The organism is Bacteroides sp. MSK.20.82 (genome assembly GCF_019052485.1).
Taxonomy (GTDB): domain Bacteria; phylum Bacteroidota; class Bacteroidia; order Bacteroidales; family Bacteroidaceae; genus Bacteroides; species Bacteroides thetaiotaomicron.
The window spans coordinates 16,272-32,955 of the sequence record NZ_JAHQUN010000052.1 but is presented as its reverse complement, the minus strand read 5'-3'; the positions used below and the strand labels follow the sequence as shown (position 1 = coordinate 32,955).

Below are 16,684 nucleotides of genomic sequence, written 5' to 3'. Positions count from 1 at the left end.
AGTTTGTCAATGACGGACAACTTGCTATTTTTTGATTTTATTTCGAACTCACGTTAAATACAAAGATAGACCGTTTTTAGTTGCTTCTGGATCTTCACTAAGAATATCACTTTGCTGCACAGCACCTATTGTTCTTGGACTTGTTTGTCTTTGCTGAGGATTATTTCCCTTAAAGCCTTCCTTTCTTCCTGGGAAAATTTTCTGTTCTTTGACGTGTTCAAGCAACTGTTTGTTGTTGGAAAGAAGCTCAGCCAGTGACGGATCATCAACGGAATTTGTGTTCATGTCCTTCTCAATGATATCCAACTCTTTCTTTAGCTCTATCTTTTTCTTGCTATTAACACCTATGGTATTGGCAAGAGCTACGAGTTGCTGTCCAATTGTAGTCAAACGCTTACGTATAGATGAAACAATACCTTGATACTTCTTTTCTTCTAACAGTTCAACTATAGGGAGGTAGTATCTGTTGCGGACTGAACTACATTCTGCTTTTTTTGTCCGTAGTTAGTTGACGGTGTTGAAGAAAGTAAAGAAATGCTGGGATTTCCGTGATTAGTTTTTGAAGAAAACTCGTATCGTCATTTTTTGAGAGGATTAATTTTTCGCACCCAATAACGTGTTTCTCCCGGTTCTATAAGAACAGGAGTATCTTCATTATTGGAACACATAATGAATTTACCAAAAAATTGCACTTCACAGAGGTCTTTACCCTTTGCTTCAATCTTGTATACACTTGCCGATGCAGCATACATAGCTGCCTGAATGATAGATTATTGCAATTTAATCGGTAGAAAAGTTGTTTTTGAGCCTCTTGGACTTGTTTTTGAGGCTGTTTTACACTCTTTTCTCAATGAATCAGAACCATGGGGAATATTGTATCCTCAATGAAGTTCACCTATCTTCTATCCGGCTACAAAGGTATAAAATTCTGGGATGTTTTCGCCGATAATGTTAACTAAATGCAAGATATTCTCACGGATATTGTTTGCTGACCAAAAGAGAAAAATTTAGTTGAAGCCTTTTCTTCCCTCTGCTTGACTTAACTTTATTGCCCGTGTATATAATGACGGTCATTAAAGTCAAGTTGAGGGGTAGAGTCAAGTCTTTTTCTTTTGGCGAGCAAAATAGTTCTTTGATATGATGAGTGTATGATGAACAATTTGCATCATTTGTAACGAATAACATATTGTTTGTAGGTGTATATGGTGCTTACAAACAGCATTATGGCATTTAGTTTTTGGAAGTTTTTGCTCAAAATAGATTATGTATATGGTTAATTATGCCAAGACGTGCATTTTTCTATGTGTAATACATCATTAAATAAATAAAAAGTATTACCTTTGCATATTATATGGTAGGTTGATTATAGCAAAGTCATTAACATAGTTGCTTTGCACTTTAAATTGATGTAGTAATGGCAAAGAATACAATGGGAACCAAGCTTCCTCGAAAATTGGAGCAGAAGATGCAGATTGTGGGCGAGCAGATTAAGTTGGCTCGCTTACGTCGGAATCTGAGTGTGGCTCAGGTTGCTGAACGTGCCACCTGTTCACCGCTTACTGTGTCCCGAATAGAAAAAGGGATTCCTACAGTTGCAATAGGGATCTATCTACGTGTTTTGTACGCATTGCAACTTGACGATGATATTCTATTGCTTGCCAAAGAAGATAAAATGGGAAAAGCTTTGCAAGATTTGAGTTTGAAAACAAGAGAACGTGCATCCAAGAAAGAATAATCTATGAAAAAGTTGTATGTATATGCCGATTTCGATTGGCTCAAAGAAGTGGAACTCATAGGCGAATTGGGCTATGAGTCTCTTCGTGGTGCGGACAGCTATAGTTTTACGTTCAATAATGAATGGTTAAGGCAGCACAGCGATCTGTTTTTGAGTGACGACTTGAATAATTATCCCGGTCAGCAATACACGCAACCAGGTAAAGATATATTTGGTTGTTTCTCTGATGCCTTGCCCGACCGTTGGGGACGTACTTTGTTGTTGCGTCGTGAGCAAATTGTAGCGGCAGAAGAACAACGTCCCGTAAGGAGATTGTCATCTTTCGATTTCTTAACTGGTATCGATGATTTCTCTCGAATGGGTGGATTCCGTTTTAAGGAAGACCTCGATGGCGAATTTATCAATGTGAGTGAGTCATTGAAAATTCCACCTTTGACGGATATTCGGGAACTGATTGCAGCCAGTGCCGAGATAGAGAAATGTGAAGAAAACAATATGCTCCCCGATAGAAAATGGATTGCACAACTTGTGCAACCGGGAACATCATTGGGCGGTGCGAGACCTAAAGCCAATGTCGTAGATGCAGATAAGACTCTTTATGTAGCCAAGTTCCCGTCTCGCAAGGATGACTATGATGTAGGACTTTGGGAGCATTTCGGTCATTTGCTTGCCACAAAAACAGGGATAAACGCTGCAAAAACAAAAATGTTAGCAACTGGAGAAAAATATCATACATTGCTGTCACAACGCTTCGATAGAACCCAAGAAGGAAAACGCATTCATTTAGCATCTGCCATGACCTTATTGGGGCTGAGTGATGGTGACAATGCAACTACCAGGCATGGTTATCTGGATATAGTTGACTTTATTATTCAGAGCTGTACCGATGTGGAGCGAAACCTACAGGAACTATACCGTCGTGTGGCTTTCAATATATGCATAGGCAATAGTGACGACCATTTCCGCAATCATGGTTTCCTTTTGACTGCAAAAGGATGGATACTGTCTCCTGCATATGACATGAACCCCACGTTGAATGAGTATCAAAGTTTGCTTGTTTCATCAACTTCTAACAAAGCAGAGTTGAGTATTTTGCTGGATGCTTGCGAAGACTACATGCTAAACCGTAAAACAGCAGAAAAGATTATTTCGGAGGTGATTGGAGCTGTAAAAGGATGGCGCGAATTGGCAACACGATTAGGAATTTCCAAGAGAGAGATGGATATGTTTGCCGGAGTGTTGGATGAACGATGTAAGTGAGAATAACTGTTTCAGTGTGCCAAATTACCAAATAAAAACGCGCTAAATTTCCAAGAGATATGATGTTGATTTGTATGTAATTGAGTAGTGAAATGCGATTGAAGATTTGTATTATGCTGCGCGAACATAATGTTTGTGTAGCATAATTTTTTGAAAGGTGAAATTCATTGATGGAATGGATAAAAACAATACATGTGTTCTTTTGCATATCTTTATGCCAACTGTAGTCATTCCTTTAAACGATGTTTTTGTTGCTTATCTACTTGGCTATATGGGAAATTAGATGTATCTTTGTTTGCAATATAACGAGTATAATTTGAATACTGATGTCGAACAATCAACAAATAATGATGAATAGGATTAAGGCGGTACTGGCTGAAAGGCAACGAACCAATAGATGGTTGGCAACTCAAATGGGCAAATCAGAGAACACAATTTCAAGATGGTGTTCTAATAAATCGCAACCATCTATTATTCAATTGCAAGAAATAGCGAATTTGTTGGATGTTGACATTCGACAGTTGCTAACTACAACAAAAGATAATAATGACTTATGATGCTCAGCTTATGAAAAAAATCGGTATAGACATATTTTCAGGAGCAGGCGGATTAAGTCTGGGGGGGGCAATGGCGGGAATTAAGGTTCGCTATGCTATTGAGGTTAATCCTCACGCAGCCAAATCTTTTGAACTTAATCACAAAGGAGCAAAAGTAATATGTGGCGATATTCGGGATGTCAAAGCTACAGATTTCTTAAATAAAGACGAGGAAGTATTTATAATCATGGGAGGCCCTCCTTGTCAGGGATTTTCTATGTCAAATACGATGTCTCGCAATATGGACAATCCTAATAATTTATTGTTCAAAGAGTTTGTTCGTTTGGTCTCAGAAATAAAGCCTAGATGGTTTGTCCTTGAAAATGTTTGGGGAATGACTAAAATGAACAATGGAGAGACAATAGAAATGATAAAACATTGTTTTGAGGAGATAGAGCCAGGCTATAAGGTCAAATGGAAGGTTCTATGGGCTGATGAATATGGTGTTCCACAAAGACGGATGAGAATGTTTATGGTCGGAAACAACCAAGGAATTGACTTTGAGTTTCCAAAGCCTTTTGATTATAAAGTGAGTGTAGAAGAAGCTATTGGAGATTTACCTGTTTTACATAATGGTGATATGATAGATTCATTGCCTTACACTAAGTCAATAAAGGAATCTAGCCCTTATGCGCAACAGATGAGAAAAGGTTCAATAGAATCAAAGCAGAATTTTGTGTCAAAGAGTAACGACCTTGTGATGCAACGTTACAAATATATCGGTCAAGGTGAGAATTGGAGAGCTATTCCGGAGTCCTTGATGCGAAATTATTCAGACAAGACCCGTTGTCATAGTGGAATATATAAACGTCTGAAAGCAAATTGCCCTTCTGTTGTCATTTCAAACTATAGGAAGAGTATGCTAATTCATCCATATCAAGACAGAGGTTTATCGGTGAGGGAAGCGGCACGTTTACAAAGTTTTCCTGATACGTTTATCTTTCAAGGGCCTCATATGAGCATACAGCAGCAGATAGGTAATGCGGTTCCTCCGTTATTGTCTAAAGCTGTGATGGCGCAGATTCTGGAATACGATTCATCATACAATAAGGAATAACTATGGGTACTTATAGACAAAGCATTCCACAAGCTGATACTCTTATGGGGTCTATGCGTTCAATGGGGTATTCTTTCGAAGCTGCTATTGCTGATATTATTGACAATGGTATTAGTGCAAATTGCAGCGTAGTCAAACTATTCTTCCCTTCAGAACCTATTGATGATCTTGTTGTGGGAATCTTAGATGATGGAGAAGGAATGTCTGCAGGCGTCCTTTTTGAAGCTATGAGGTATGGAAGTAGGGACTCTGAACTTGAAAGAAATGCAAATGATTTGGGACGATTCGGTTTAGGAATGAAATCTGCCTCTTTGTCTCAATGTAGAATTTTGACGGTTGTCAGTTTGCAGGAAGAAAAGATTAGTAGCTATTCTTGGGATTATAATTATATTCAAAATAGAAAAGAGTGGGTGGTGAAGGAGCTGTCACAAAATGAAATAAAAGCACTTCCTTATATTCACTCTCTCCTCGAATTGCCACATGGCACGCTTGTACTATGGCAGGATTTCGATGTGTTGGAGAAATCAAGTGGTGGAATGGTTTATGATGCTCTTGTTGAACTTAAAGAATCTGTAGCCAATAATATTGCTCTGATTTTTCATAACTTTCTTTCAGCAAAAGGTAAGGGGCAGATCAAGATGTACTTGAATAAAGGGAGAATAAAACCAATGGATCCTTTCCTTGAATCACATTCTAAGACAACAACGAAGAAAGCACGTTCCATTGCTATTCGTGACAGTAAGGGTCAAGAACGGCAAATCTGGGTTAAACCATATATCTTGCCATTTGCAACAGATTTAAACGATGAATACAGAAAACTCATAGGAGGAGTAGAGACATTAAGAATCAAACAAGGTTTCTATGTTTATCGAAATAAGCGTTTGATAATTTGGGGAACTTGGTTTGGGATGAAACCGCGTGGTGAACTCACAAAAAATGCTAGAGTTAGAGTAGATATTCCGAATTCACTTGATGACATATGGAGTATTGATATAAAGAAACAAACAGCTTCTATTCCAAAGCAGATTCAGCGTCAATTGCGCCAAACAGTTATTGAAGCGATGGATATTTCTGTTAGGAAGCAAACCCATCGTGGTCGAAAAGAAAATGTTGAGGATATTGACTATATTTGGGATAGAATGGAAGGCAGAGGAAAGACTTTTTATTATCAAATCAATCGTGAGAGCAAAGTGTTCCAGATGGTGAGGGATAGAATGTCAGAAGAAGACTATACTCTGCTTGAGATGCTTTTGAAAGAAATTGAGCAAAACGTTCCGACTCAGCAGATTTACATTGACAAGTCTAATGATGCAATCAGTCAAGATGAACCAGATAATCGTGTCGATGAGATTTTCCAACTTGGGATTTATATGGTAAACTTGGCAAAATCTTTTAACAAGAAATCTATAGTCGAGATTGTTTCTGATCTGATGAAATCAGAGCCATTCTGCAAATATAAAGTTGTTGAGGAAAAACTTTTAGATAACTACAAGGATGAAATTAACAAACGAAGCATATAATAAGATTCTACTCATAATTTCCGCACGTTTGGAACTTATGAAGGAACTGTCGGGCTTTGTTCCATCTTTGGAAAATATTAAGCCTGCGATTGAAGACGCAATAGCCTTCTCTGGTATTGATTGTGATGAGGAAGACAAAAATAAATTGTTGGAAGAAATAGAATACCGAGAGAAAATCACTCATGTATTGGGCAATATTATTTATGATGATTATGAACAAAAGAAGTGGTATTTCAATGATAAAGTAGATGACAGCTATTTTTGGGAGAGATATTATCGTTATTTAAAAGAACACACTTCAATTGACGACAAAAGTATTAATCTTTTGCACGAAAAGACATTGCCTGACATAATGAATTGTTTATACAATCCAAAGGAAGAATTTGAAGGTAAACGTTTGAAGAGGGGCTTAATAATTGGTGATGTACAGTCTGGTAAAACCGCTACATATTCAGGTCTGATTTGTAAAGCTGCTGATGCAGGATATAAAGTTGTTATTCTTCTAGCTGGTATAACAGAAAGTCTTCGTCAGCAAACACAAGAACGTATTGATGAAAGTGTTGTTGGGTACACTATTCGTAAGGTTGAAAAACATATTCGCGAGGGGAAGGTAGGAGTTGGTAAAGACAACAAGCAACGTAGAGCTACTTCTTTTACTACATGTGTAAAAGATTTTGTTAAAGGGAGTAATTTGATTTCAACGACTTTATCGGAGCATAATTCTCTGGTCCTTTTTGTCGTTAAAAAAAATGTATCAGTTCTGACAAAATTGCATGATTGGTTGAAAAACCAGAATATGGATGTTCGTACAAATAGTATAAACCATCCAATGCTTCTTATTGACGATGAGGCAGACAATGCATCGGTTAATACAAAAAAAGATAATACAGATCCAACTAAGACAAACGCTATAATTCGTAAGATTTGCAATCTTTTTCAGACTGCGAATTATATTGGTTTTACTGCTACTCCATTTGCAAATGTTTTTATAGATCCGGATTCGGTGGACAGTATGAAGAATGCAGATTTGTTTCCAGAGCATTTCATATATACGTTACCGACCCCTTCCTCATATATTGGTGCCGATAAAATTTTTTATGAGGATAAAGAGTACTATCGCAATTTACGTTTTATAACTGATGTTGAAGAACCAGACTACACTTCAGATGAATATAGGACTGATTTACACGAAAATATAGAAGAACTTAATTCTGGGACATTCTACTCTCGTCACAAAAAAGAATGGAATGGAGTCTTGCCAAATTCGCTGAAGGAGTCCATCTATTGTTATTATCTGGCAAATGTTATTCGAGATTTAAGAGGACATGCCTCTAAACCAAGAAGTATGTTGGTTAATATGTCTCGTTTCATAAGGGTGCAACAGGTGATTAAGGAACATATTGAAGAAATACAGAACAACTTTATTCAAATACTAAAATACAACTTTGACGAAGATACCTCAAAGAATGCTCATCTGTCACTGTATAAAGAACTGAAACGACTTTGGAAAAAACATTTTGATAATATTACTGATATCTGTTTTATTGATGTTATAAAAAAGAAGAATTTATTAGGTGCTGTGTTCGATATTGAAGCTGATGTTCCAAAGATGGAAATTATCGTTGTTAATGGTAGTAGCGCAAGCAAATTAGATTACAAATCTAATCCTTCGTTGAGAGTAATTGCTATTGGAGGACTTGCTCTTTCGCGAGGTCTCACATTAGAGGGCTTGCTTGTAAGCTATTTCTATCGAAACACTGCAACATTTGATGTGTTGATGCAGATGGGGCGTTGGTTTGGTTATCGACCTGGTTATGCTGATTTGTTCCAAATATGGACAAGTCAAGCAAGTGCAACTTGGTATAGAGAAATAGCGACAGCCACTACCGAATTGAAAGCAGATATTAAGAAAATGTTTGAGCAACATCTTACTCCTAAAGATTTCGGCATTAAAGTTCGTGACTATTGCGACGAATTACAGATAACAGCCAACAATAAGATGCGGACCGCGTACGAATTGTTGATGATGGAATCCTACTATGGAAATATCTGTGATACCCCTTACCTTAGTGTCAAGGCGGAACATAATGAAGAGAACTGGAATCAAGTAAAATGTTTTACTGCCCACCTGTTTGAAAATGATTATAAATTTGGTTTCGCGAATGTCGACAAATACAAAGATGAGGATGTATGCTCAGATATTGATAAATCTAGATATTTTTCTGATGTGTCCAAAGAATTGGTGGTAGACTTCCTGTCTAATATAAAATGTTCATTAGTTAACATGAAATTTAACCGGCAAAACTTAATTGATTTTATTTGCGACAAAGAAACAGAAGGAGTAGATAAATGGGATATTGTTTTCGAAGGTGGTGATGGGCAGACCTTTTATGACATACCAGGACTTGAAATGATACGTTGTCCGAAACGTCAGATTGAGGAACATGATCATGTAATTCAAATTTCGAGTCGTCGTAGGATTCTTGGTTTACGAGAAGGAAAGTTCTGCTTAAGTCAAGATGAGATAGATTTGGCAGAAAAACGATGCAGAGAAGTTTGGGCGAGAGAAGGTTCTGAGTTTGGAGGACGGCATATTCCTATTAAAGCATATTTTGAGCATCTTCCACACAGAAAACCTGTATTGATAATTATGCTCATCGAACCGGTAGAGCCAGAAAATATTGAAGCCAACAAGAATGCCTTAAAATTCATAGAGAAACTTAATGGCAATAAAATGATAGCTTTTGCTATTGGTTTTCCTGGATTAAAAGAAACAGGTAAAACCAAGAAATATAAAGTTAATAAAACATATTATCAGCTTAACATGCTTGATGAACCAGACGAAATAGAAGAGGATGAAGAATAAATTATCTACAACATTCTCGCAAGGATTCCAAAGCGGAGCTTTTATCCGTGTTGGTGAAAACCGCGACCTCAGTCTTTTTGTAGGAAAGGATGAGAAAGGAAACTATGCCTTTGATTTTAGAGGTACATACGTTCCAGTTAGAATAGCTCAGTCGGATGTGATTACAGTACAGCAGGGAAAGAGTGGCGAGAATTATATTCTTCGCTTTTCACTCTGTAATTCAGAGCTGCTGGAATATTTTAGTACGTTTTGCCAGGATTTGCTCGATTCTACGGAAGCTATTAAGGACGATGAAGATGCTTATAAAACACTTTGTTCAAGATATTTCTCATGGAAAAAATTGTTCCGACCAAATAATGGTGGAATGAATGACAATGAGGTAATGGGGTTGATAGGCGAACTGCTTTTTATGCAGGATTATATGATTCCTCACTATGGTGTGAATATGGCATTAGATAGCTGGATGGGTCCAGAAAAGACCCATAAGGATTATTCTACAGAGAGTGTTTGGTATGAGATAAAGGCAATAAGTGCAGGCAAAGATTCTGTAAAGATTTCATCACTTGAGCAACTGGATGGAGATGACGAGGGCTATCTTGCTATTTATTGTTTGGAAAAGATGAGTCCAACATTCAGTGGTATAAAATTGAATGTACTGGTTCAAAACCTAATGGCAAAAATGGGGACAGCTCAAAATAGAGAGACTTTCATGTCTAAACTGAGTATGTACGCATTCGATTTCTCTCCAGAATACGACAAATTCGTATTTACGAATGTGGGATTCTCAATGTACAATGTAAGCAACGATTTCCCTCGCTTATGCAGAAAAAACATACCGAATGCAATAAACAGAATTCAGTACGAGATTTTTCTTTCTGAATTAGAAGAATATAAACTTTAAATCCGTTACACTATGGAGATTGAAGAATATAGAGCGCAATTTATTGATCAGCTTAGATTTGATGCCGATCACGAAGGAACAGAACCGGAAACTCAGTTTATTCTAAAAACATTAGAAGAACTGGAATCTATCGGGGAATTTAATGATCCGATGCCGATGTCTATTGAAATGAGAGGCAAGCGTGGTCGTATCATGGCTTTTGATGCTTATGCTTACGACGAAGCTGACAGTGCACTCATATTGATTGCAAGTGATTTTACCAATGAGCGTGATGCCGTAAACACGTTGACCAATACCCGCATCGTGGATTTGTATACTCACATGTGCAATTTCCTTGACGAAGTTGTCAACGGCAAGATGAGTGACTATTGTGACGATTCTGATCCTGCCATTATTTTAGCAAAAGAATTTCGAAAGAAAATTGGCAAAGGACTGTTGGACACAGAGATTCTTCGCTTCAAGTTTTATATTATTTCTAACTCGATTCTTAGTAAGCAGGTGAAGAGTGTCTCTCAAGAAGATTTTCTTGAGAGACCGGTAGAGTTAAATATCTGGACGCTGGAACGGCTGTTCCAAACATTTATGTCCGATGCAAGTGAGATTGTTGAGTTTGATACAAAAGATTTTGATTGCGAGGGGATTCAATATCTAAAAGCAGATTTAGGAGATAGTAGCGACTATGATGCATATCTTGGAATTGTTCCAGGAAAGTTCTTGGCAGATATCTATTTGAAATATGGGAGTAAATTATTGCAAGGCAATGTGCGGGCTTTCCTGAGTGTTCGTGGTAAGGTAAACAAGGGTATCCGAAATACTATCATTAATAGTCCAGAGAATTTCTTTACCTATAATAACGGCATTGCTATTGTTGCCCGTTCAATAGGTTTTTCTGCAGATAACACTCGAATTACTCATTTTAAGGATTTACAAATTATAAATGGTGGTCAGACAACCGCTTCGTTAGCTAATGCAATTATTCGCAAAGAGGACAAAAAAGGCATGGACAATTTGTTTGTTCCGATGAAGCTGACTGTGCTGAATGTGGACAACGATATGTCTGAGGAAGAGGTTGAACGTTATAACAATATTACTAAAACAATCTCAAAATGCGCTAATTGCCAAAATCCTGTTTCGGATGCCGATTTTTTCTCTAATCACCCATTCCATGTAATGATGGAGAAACTATCGCAAAAGGTTCTTGCTCCTCCTGTTGCAGGTAAACCATATCAGACTCGTTGGTTCTACGAGCGTTCTCGTGGAAAATGGGAACAGGAACAAATGAAACTTACACAAGCGCAACGAAAAACCTTCTGCGAGAAAAGTCCGAAAAATCAGGTTGTCAAGAAGGAAAAGCTGGCGAAATGTTTGAATACTATTCGTATGAATCCTCACCAGGTTTGTCAAAGCTCTGCCATCAACTTCAATCGTTTTGCGGATTATGTTGAAGAACTTTATGATAAATCAAAGGATAGTATTAATGAGGTGTTCTTTAAGAAAGGAATCTGCTCCGTCATTATGTTTGATGAATTGGACGTAATGATCAATAAGTCCGAATGGTATCCTAAAGGAGGAGATAAAGCTCAGATTGTGCCATACACAATTGCAAAACTGATATCAATTTTGCCAAAGGATGCCGATCTTGACTGGGTTACGATTTGGAATAAACAGACACTGTATCCGGCTCTTGCAAATGAGTTGATTCGTTTAGCTTTTGATACACAGAAGTTTTTGACAAAACAAGCTGGTGGAGGCCTTGTTAGAACGATATCCAGAACGCTTGCAGTTTGGGATGACTATAAGAAAGTTCCGTTTGAACTCTCTGACGAATTTATTAAATCCCTTGTTTCCCAAAAGGAGATTAAAACAACAGAAGCTGCTGCTAAACGAGCGCACAAATTCAATTCAAACATTGAAGCAAGCGTTGAGATATTTAATTTGGGTGCTGACTATTGGATGAGGGTTTATAACGAACTTTTAAAAGAAAATGTTCTCTCGTACGGAGACCTTGATTTTATTAAGTCTATTGCAACTAGATTTATAGCTAAAATGGTTCTTCCTTCGTCTGCCCAATGTAAGAGACTCTTGAAGATTGTCAGCAATGTTGAAGATAAGGGATATGTAATGCCGTAAATAATGTAAAATGAATTTAGAAGAATATTTTGAAACAAAAAGCAGTCAGGATTTTCCATCGGAAAAAGACTATGTTGCTATATATCGCACTTTTAAACAGTTTATGAATTCAGAGATCCATAATGAAGTTAAAGCGATTACTACAAGACTGGATAATACTGTGTATCTAAATGATCACAGTGCTAATCATGTAAAAATGGTTATGGTTAAAGTATCTTCCATACTGAAAGATTGTTCATACCTTACTCCATATGAATGCTTTATACTATTGGTCGCGATTCAAATTCATGATGCGGGACATATCTTTAATGGCAGAGACGGTCATGAAAAATCTGGCAGATATCTTCTGGAAAATTTAAACGTTGATACAATTGAGAGAAAAATTATTGGGGATATAGCTAAAGCGCATTCAGGCAAAAATGATCCGATTGGGAATTTGCCATACAAGACCTCTATCTCGGGGCATGATGTGAGAATCCGTGAACTAGCAGCTTTGTTAAGATTTGGTGATGAACTTGCGGATGAAAACAGTCGTGCGTCTTCTTACTTGCTAAAAAAGGACTTAATACCTGAGGATAGCAAATTGTATCATGCTTTCTCTGAAAGTTTGTACAACTTCAATCCAGATAAAGACAGTCATTGTATTCAGATGGGCTTTTCTCTCACTAAGAATCAAGTTCAAAATAGATATAAGAAAGGTGAGTCTTCTATTTATTTGTTGGATGAAATATATACAAGAACATTCAAGACATTCCAGGAATGTTTGTACTATAATCGTTTTGTTAGCTATGAGTATCAATTCCATTCGATTATTATTTCTATAGAATTTATAGATGAAGGGTTTGAACCTTTCTTTGATACAATATCTTATCGTATAGAGGAAAAGGGATATCCAACGTTATCAATAAATAATGTTTTTGAGTATTGTGGGGCACAATTAGAACGAAGTAACAACAAATTAACAGGTGATTATGTTCATCAATGTGTAAATAGTTCATTATGAAAGAAAATCCATTTGAAATAAAGACTCCAGAACAGAACTCCGCTCAGGATGTTGTCGATTTATTTGTTGATGTTTTTCCTGACTTTTATCAAGTATTAGAAAAAGGACATACATTTATTAATGGTCCAAGAGGTTCAGGTAAAAGTATGATGTTCCGCTACATACAACCAGATTGTCAGTGTTTAGCCAAGCATTGCCAAATATCTGAGCTGGATTATTTTGCTGTATACGTTCCTATAAAACTAACAAATATAAATATTCCTGACTTGGCGCGCCTTGAGATTCATGCCGAAATTATATTAAATGAGCACTTGTTAACGACATACGTAATGTCTAATGTGTATAAGTCGGTTGGATGCTATTTGGGGAATATATTAAATGATTATAAAGAGCAGATATGGCAATATTATAATACTGATTTTCGGGATGTTCTTTCTTACTGCGGTGTTAACAACATTGTTGAATTACCAAACGATACAGACAAGGATGGACTAACAATGATGGAGTTAATGGCAAAAGAGGTAGAACGGATAAATCGTTCCTGTCGAATCTATTGCAATAAAATAGCTTTGTCAAAAGATACTTCTATTCCATATGATGGACCAATTGTTGATTTCATAGATTTTATGAAACCACTACTTGTGTCTTTAAAATCTTTACCATTTTTCCCTCAAGATAAACCTTTGTATATTTTGATTGACGATGCTGGCTATCTAAATGTGGCTCAAACAAAGGTGTTGAACACTTGGGTGTCATATCGCACAACAAAAGACATATGTTTTAAGATCTCTACCCAGTTAGATTATAAAACACATTTGACGAATAACGAGAAAAGAATAGACGCACCTCATGATTATTCTGAGATAAACATTTCTACAGTTTATTCAAGTAGTAAAAGTAAGTATAATGAACGACTTCAAGAAATTGTTAAGAAAAGACTAAAGAGATATTTGAACCTTGATATTGAGACAAAAGATTTCTTTCCAGAGGATAAAGAACAAGAGCTAAAGATTCAAGAGATATATAATCAGATGTTGATAGATTATGCAGATCCTGAGAAAAAATATGCAGGTGGGGATGCAGCAAGACGCTATGCAAGACCTGAATATATAACACGGTTGCAACAGAATCATAAAGCAGGCTCTACATATAGCTATGCTGGTTTTGATCAACTTGTAGCTGTGTCTTCCGGTATTATTCGACATTTCTTAGCTCCTGCGCAAGAAATGTATTCGTTAGCAATTACAGAACTTGGAGCAAATGAAGATAATATTACCAGCATCAAACCTTCTATTCAAGATGAAGTTATAAAAAAATACTCTAACAACTATTTGGTTGGTGAGTTTGAAAAACTTAAAAAAGATATTGACAATAATAACACTAGGCAAATACAATTGGAAAAATTATATCGAATGATAGACTCTTTGGGACAATTATTTCATTTGCAGCTTACTTCTAATTCCTCAGAAAGAAGAGTGTTCTCTGTGGCAATTACAGATACTCCAGATGACGAAATGAATGAAATAATTGACATGGGAGAACAGCTGGGTTATTTCCATAAAAGTACAATTGGAAATAAAACAGGTACTGGAAGAAATCGCTTAATCATATTAAGTAGAATTTTGGCACCTCATTTCAAGTTGGATGCTACAAGTTTTGCCGGTTACAAATTTATGGATAGCGCCAAATTGAGAATGGCAATGATTGATACTAAGAGATTTTTAGCACAGTTTAAATTTACCGAAGATGACAGTTCTTCGGCTACTCAATTACTATTGTTTGACGGTAATAATCCTATTTAAGATATGAAAAAAATATTAATAAACAGTATAGATAAAGAGATAGTTAACGATTCTTTGTTTATTTGTAGTTCAAGTTTTGAGAAAAGATGTTTAATAATACCTAATGAGATTTCCAAGAATGAATCTATTGAGGCTGTTATTTGCTACTTTCCAAATAACTATACAGAAACAGAGAAGAATGCTGAGTGTTTAAAAGAACTATTCATAGGACGATCTTCTATCATAGAACTCTCTCTTGAGAATCCGTTGGATAATTATGATAATTTGTTTGATGCAATAACAACAAGCAAAAAAGAACACCTATATGTTGATGTATCAACATTTACTAGAGAAACATTGTTGATAATAATAAAAATCTTATCCTCTTCAATAGTTGAATTTACTGATATACATCTGTGTTATTGTCCGTCGAGTAGATACTCATCCTATGAAGAGGGTACTTCGTTACCTTGGCTTAGTAAAGGGGTAAGGACAATACGTTCTGTTGTTGGCTATTCTGGCGATATGTCACCAATAAAGGATTTGTTACTAATTATATTAGTCGGTTTTGAATATGAACGTGCTCAAACATTGATAGAGGTTTTCGAGCCTAGTAAGTTATATTTAGGTATGGCTTCGCCAACAGAAAGTCATAATGAATCTCTAAGCGAAATTAATCGTTCGAATTTCGAAAAATTACTTGAAAAAAATTCTCGAGCTTCAAATTTTCAATTCTCATGTAAAAATCTGGAGCAAAATATCAAAGAAATTGGTAAGATTGTTGACGAGAATAGGAAAGATTATAATATAGTAATCAGTCCAATGAACAATAAACTATCAACTCTTTCTATAGCGGCTATTGCCCAGAAATATCCTGATGTGCAAATTTGTTACGCTTTAGCAAATCAGTATAATACTGAATCCTATTCGAATCCGGAAGATTATATATATATGCTACCAATCGATGAAATAATAAAAAAGTAAAATGAAAATCATCAATAAACGTTGCATAAATTAGGGACATTATTTTGTGCAATATCTTTCAAGTAGCATTCGTCAAATACAATGAACGTTGTCCGGATGAACAAGCCGAAAAAATGGCTAATTTGACAAAATATGGTACTTACAATACGAAACATATATGGATGTTAAGGTACGGGATGTCCTTTGAAGATATTGAATTGTTAGAAGACTATATTGAATCAATTGATGAACGAGGAATAATAGTAACGCAAGAATTCTCGAATCTTCCACAAAAAGTAAAGGGATGTATAGATAGATTTGTAGAATAATAGATAACTGTCAGTAATATGTTAATAAATGGATAAATTGACCAAGGAACAGCGTCATCGTTGCATGTCTGCGATAAAGGGCAAGAACACGAAACCGGAATTATTGGTGAGAAAGTTCTTGTTCGGCCGTGGCTTTCGGTATAGGCTGAATCACCCACGGCTTCCAGGACATCCCGATTTGGTTTTACGTAAATACAGAACTGTTATTTTCGTAAATGGCTGCTTTTGGCACGGTCACGAAGGATGCAAATACTACGTTCTACCAAAGACAAATGTTGAGTTTTGGAAGAATAAAATTGAGCGTAATCGGAGTAGAGATATAGAGGAACGGCAACTGCTAACTTCGATGGGGTGGCATTGTATTACCATTTGGGAATGTCAGTTGAAACCGAAAGTCCGCCAACAGACTTTAGAGGCTTTAGAATACACGCTTTACCATATTTATCTTGAGGATAGAAGAATCAAATCATATGAGACAACTGAAGAAGAATATAGCATGGTGGCAGAACCCATTGAAAGTTATGGCAAATCGAAATGAATAAT

Annotated in this window: 13 protein-coding genes and 1 pseudogene; 12 read left to right on the top strand and 2 right to left on the bottom strand. The window is 36.4% G+C overall.

Annotation, left to right across the window (positions count from 1 at the left end):
- Nucleotides 1–48: 48 nt before the first annotated feature.
- Together KTR07_RS24200 and KTR07_RS28540 are read right to left on the bottom strand one after the other, a co-directional pair.
- Complete coding sequence (locus tag KTR07_RS24200) at nt 49–390, bottom strand: hypothetical protein (RefSeq protein ID WP_117849019.1); 342 nt, start codon at nt 388–390, stop codon at nt 49–51.
- 91 nt (nt 391–481) lie between these two features.
- Nucleotides 482–728: pseudogene (locus KTR07_RS28540) on the bottom strand (helicase); the annotation flags it as partial.
- Between the two features lie 686 nt (nt 729–1,414).
- Here KTR07_RS28540 and KTR07_RS24195 point away from each other — a divergent pair.
- The 12 genes from KTR07_RS24195 (at nt 1,415) to KTR07_RS24140 (ending at nt 16,679) form a co-directional block, all read left to right on the top strand.
- Nucleotides 1,415–1,735 (top strand): helix-turn-helix domain-containing protein, encoded by a 321-nt coding sequence (locus tag KTR07_RS24195; RefSeq protein ID WP_009036646.1) that lies wholly within the window; start codon nt 1,415–1,417, stop codon nt 1,733–1,735.
- A 3-nt stretch (nt 1,736–1,738) separates the two neighbouring features.
- On the top strand, nt 1,739–2,995 hold the full coding sequence (locus KTR07_RS24190; RefSeq protein WP_009036647.1) for a type II toxin-antitoxin system HipA family toxin: 1,257 nt from the start codon (nt 1,739–1,741) through the stop codon (nt 2,993–2,995).
- Nucleotides 2,996–3,321: 326 nt separating this feature from the next.
- Nucleotides 3,322–3,552: a helix-turn-helix domain-containing protein gene (locus tag KTR07_RS24185; RefSeq protein WP_009036648.1), complete on the top strand. Its 231-nt coding sequence runs from the start codon at nt 3,322–3,324 to the stop codon at nt 3,550–3,552.
- Between the two features lie 10 nt (nt 3,553–3,562).
- A complete protein-coding gene (locus KTR07_RS24180) occupies nt 3,563–4,648 on the top strand; it encodes a DNA cytosine methyltransferase (RefSeq protein ID WP_009036649.1) in 1,086 nt (361 codons plus the stop codon).
- Between the two features lie 2 nt (nt 4,649–4,650).
- Nucleotides 4,651–6,168 carry an ATP-binding protein gene (locus KTR07_RS24175; RefSeq protein ID WP_009036650.1) on the top strand — a complete coding sequence of 506 codons (1,518 nt, stop codon included), beginning with the start codon at nt 4,651–4,653 and terminating at the stop codon, nt 6,166–6,168.
- Nucleotides 6,143–9,034 carry a Z1 domain-containing protein gene (locus tag KTR07_RS24170; RefSeq protein WP_034528608.1) on the top strand — a complete coding sequence of 964 codons (2,892 nt, stop codon included), beginning with the start codon at nt 6,143–6,145 and terminating at the stop codon, nt 9,032–9,034. The genes KTR07_RS24175 and KTR07_RS24170 overlap by 26 nt, the downstream gene beginning before the upstream one ends.
- A complete protein-coding gene (locus tag KTR07_RS24165; RefSeq protein ID WP_009036652.1) occupies nt 9,024–9,935 on the top strand; it encodes a PD-(D/E)XK motif protein in 912 nt (303 codons plus the stop codon). The genes KTR07_RS24170 and KTR07_RS24165 overlap by 11 nt, the downstream gene beginning before the upstream one ends.
- Nucleotides 9,936–9,947: 12 nt before the next feature.
- Nucleotides 9,948–12,065 carry an AIPR family protein gene (locus KTR07_RS24160; protein WP_009036653.1) on the top strand — a complete coding sequence of 706 codons (2,118 nt, stop codon included), beginning with the start codon at nt 9,948–9,950 and terminating at the stop codon, nt 12,063–12,065.
- 10 nt (nt 12,066–12,075) lie between these two features.
- Nucleotides 12,076–13,068 (top strand): hypothetical protein, encoded by a 993-nt coding sequence (locus tag KTR07_RS24155; protein WP_009036654.1) that lies wholly within the window; start codon nt 12,076–12,078, stop codon nt 13,066–13,068.
- Nucleotides 13,065–14,870, top strand: coding sequence for a hypothetical protein (locus KTR07_RS24150; protein ID WP_009036655.1), 1,806 nt, complete (start codon nt 13,065–13,067; stop codon nt 14,868–14,870). The genes KTR07_RS24155 and KTR07_RS24150 overlap by 4 nt, the downstream gene beginning before the upstream one ends.
- 3 nt (nt 14,871–14,873) lie before the next feature.
- A complete protein-coding gene (locus KTR07_RS24145) occupies nt 14,874–15,833 on the top strand; it encodes a hypothetical protein (RefSeq protein ID WP_009036656.1) in 960 nt (319 codons plus the stop codon).
- A gap of 336 nt (nt 15,834–16,169) precedes the next feature.
- Nucleotides 16,170–16,679 (top strand): very short patch repair endonuclease, encoded by a 510-nt coding sequence (locus tag KTR07_RS24140; protein ID WP_009036657.1) that lies wholly within the window; start codon nt 16,170–16,172, stop codon nt 16,677–16,679.
- Nucleotides 16,680–16,684 lie beyond the last annotated feature (5 nt).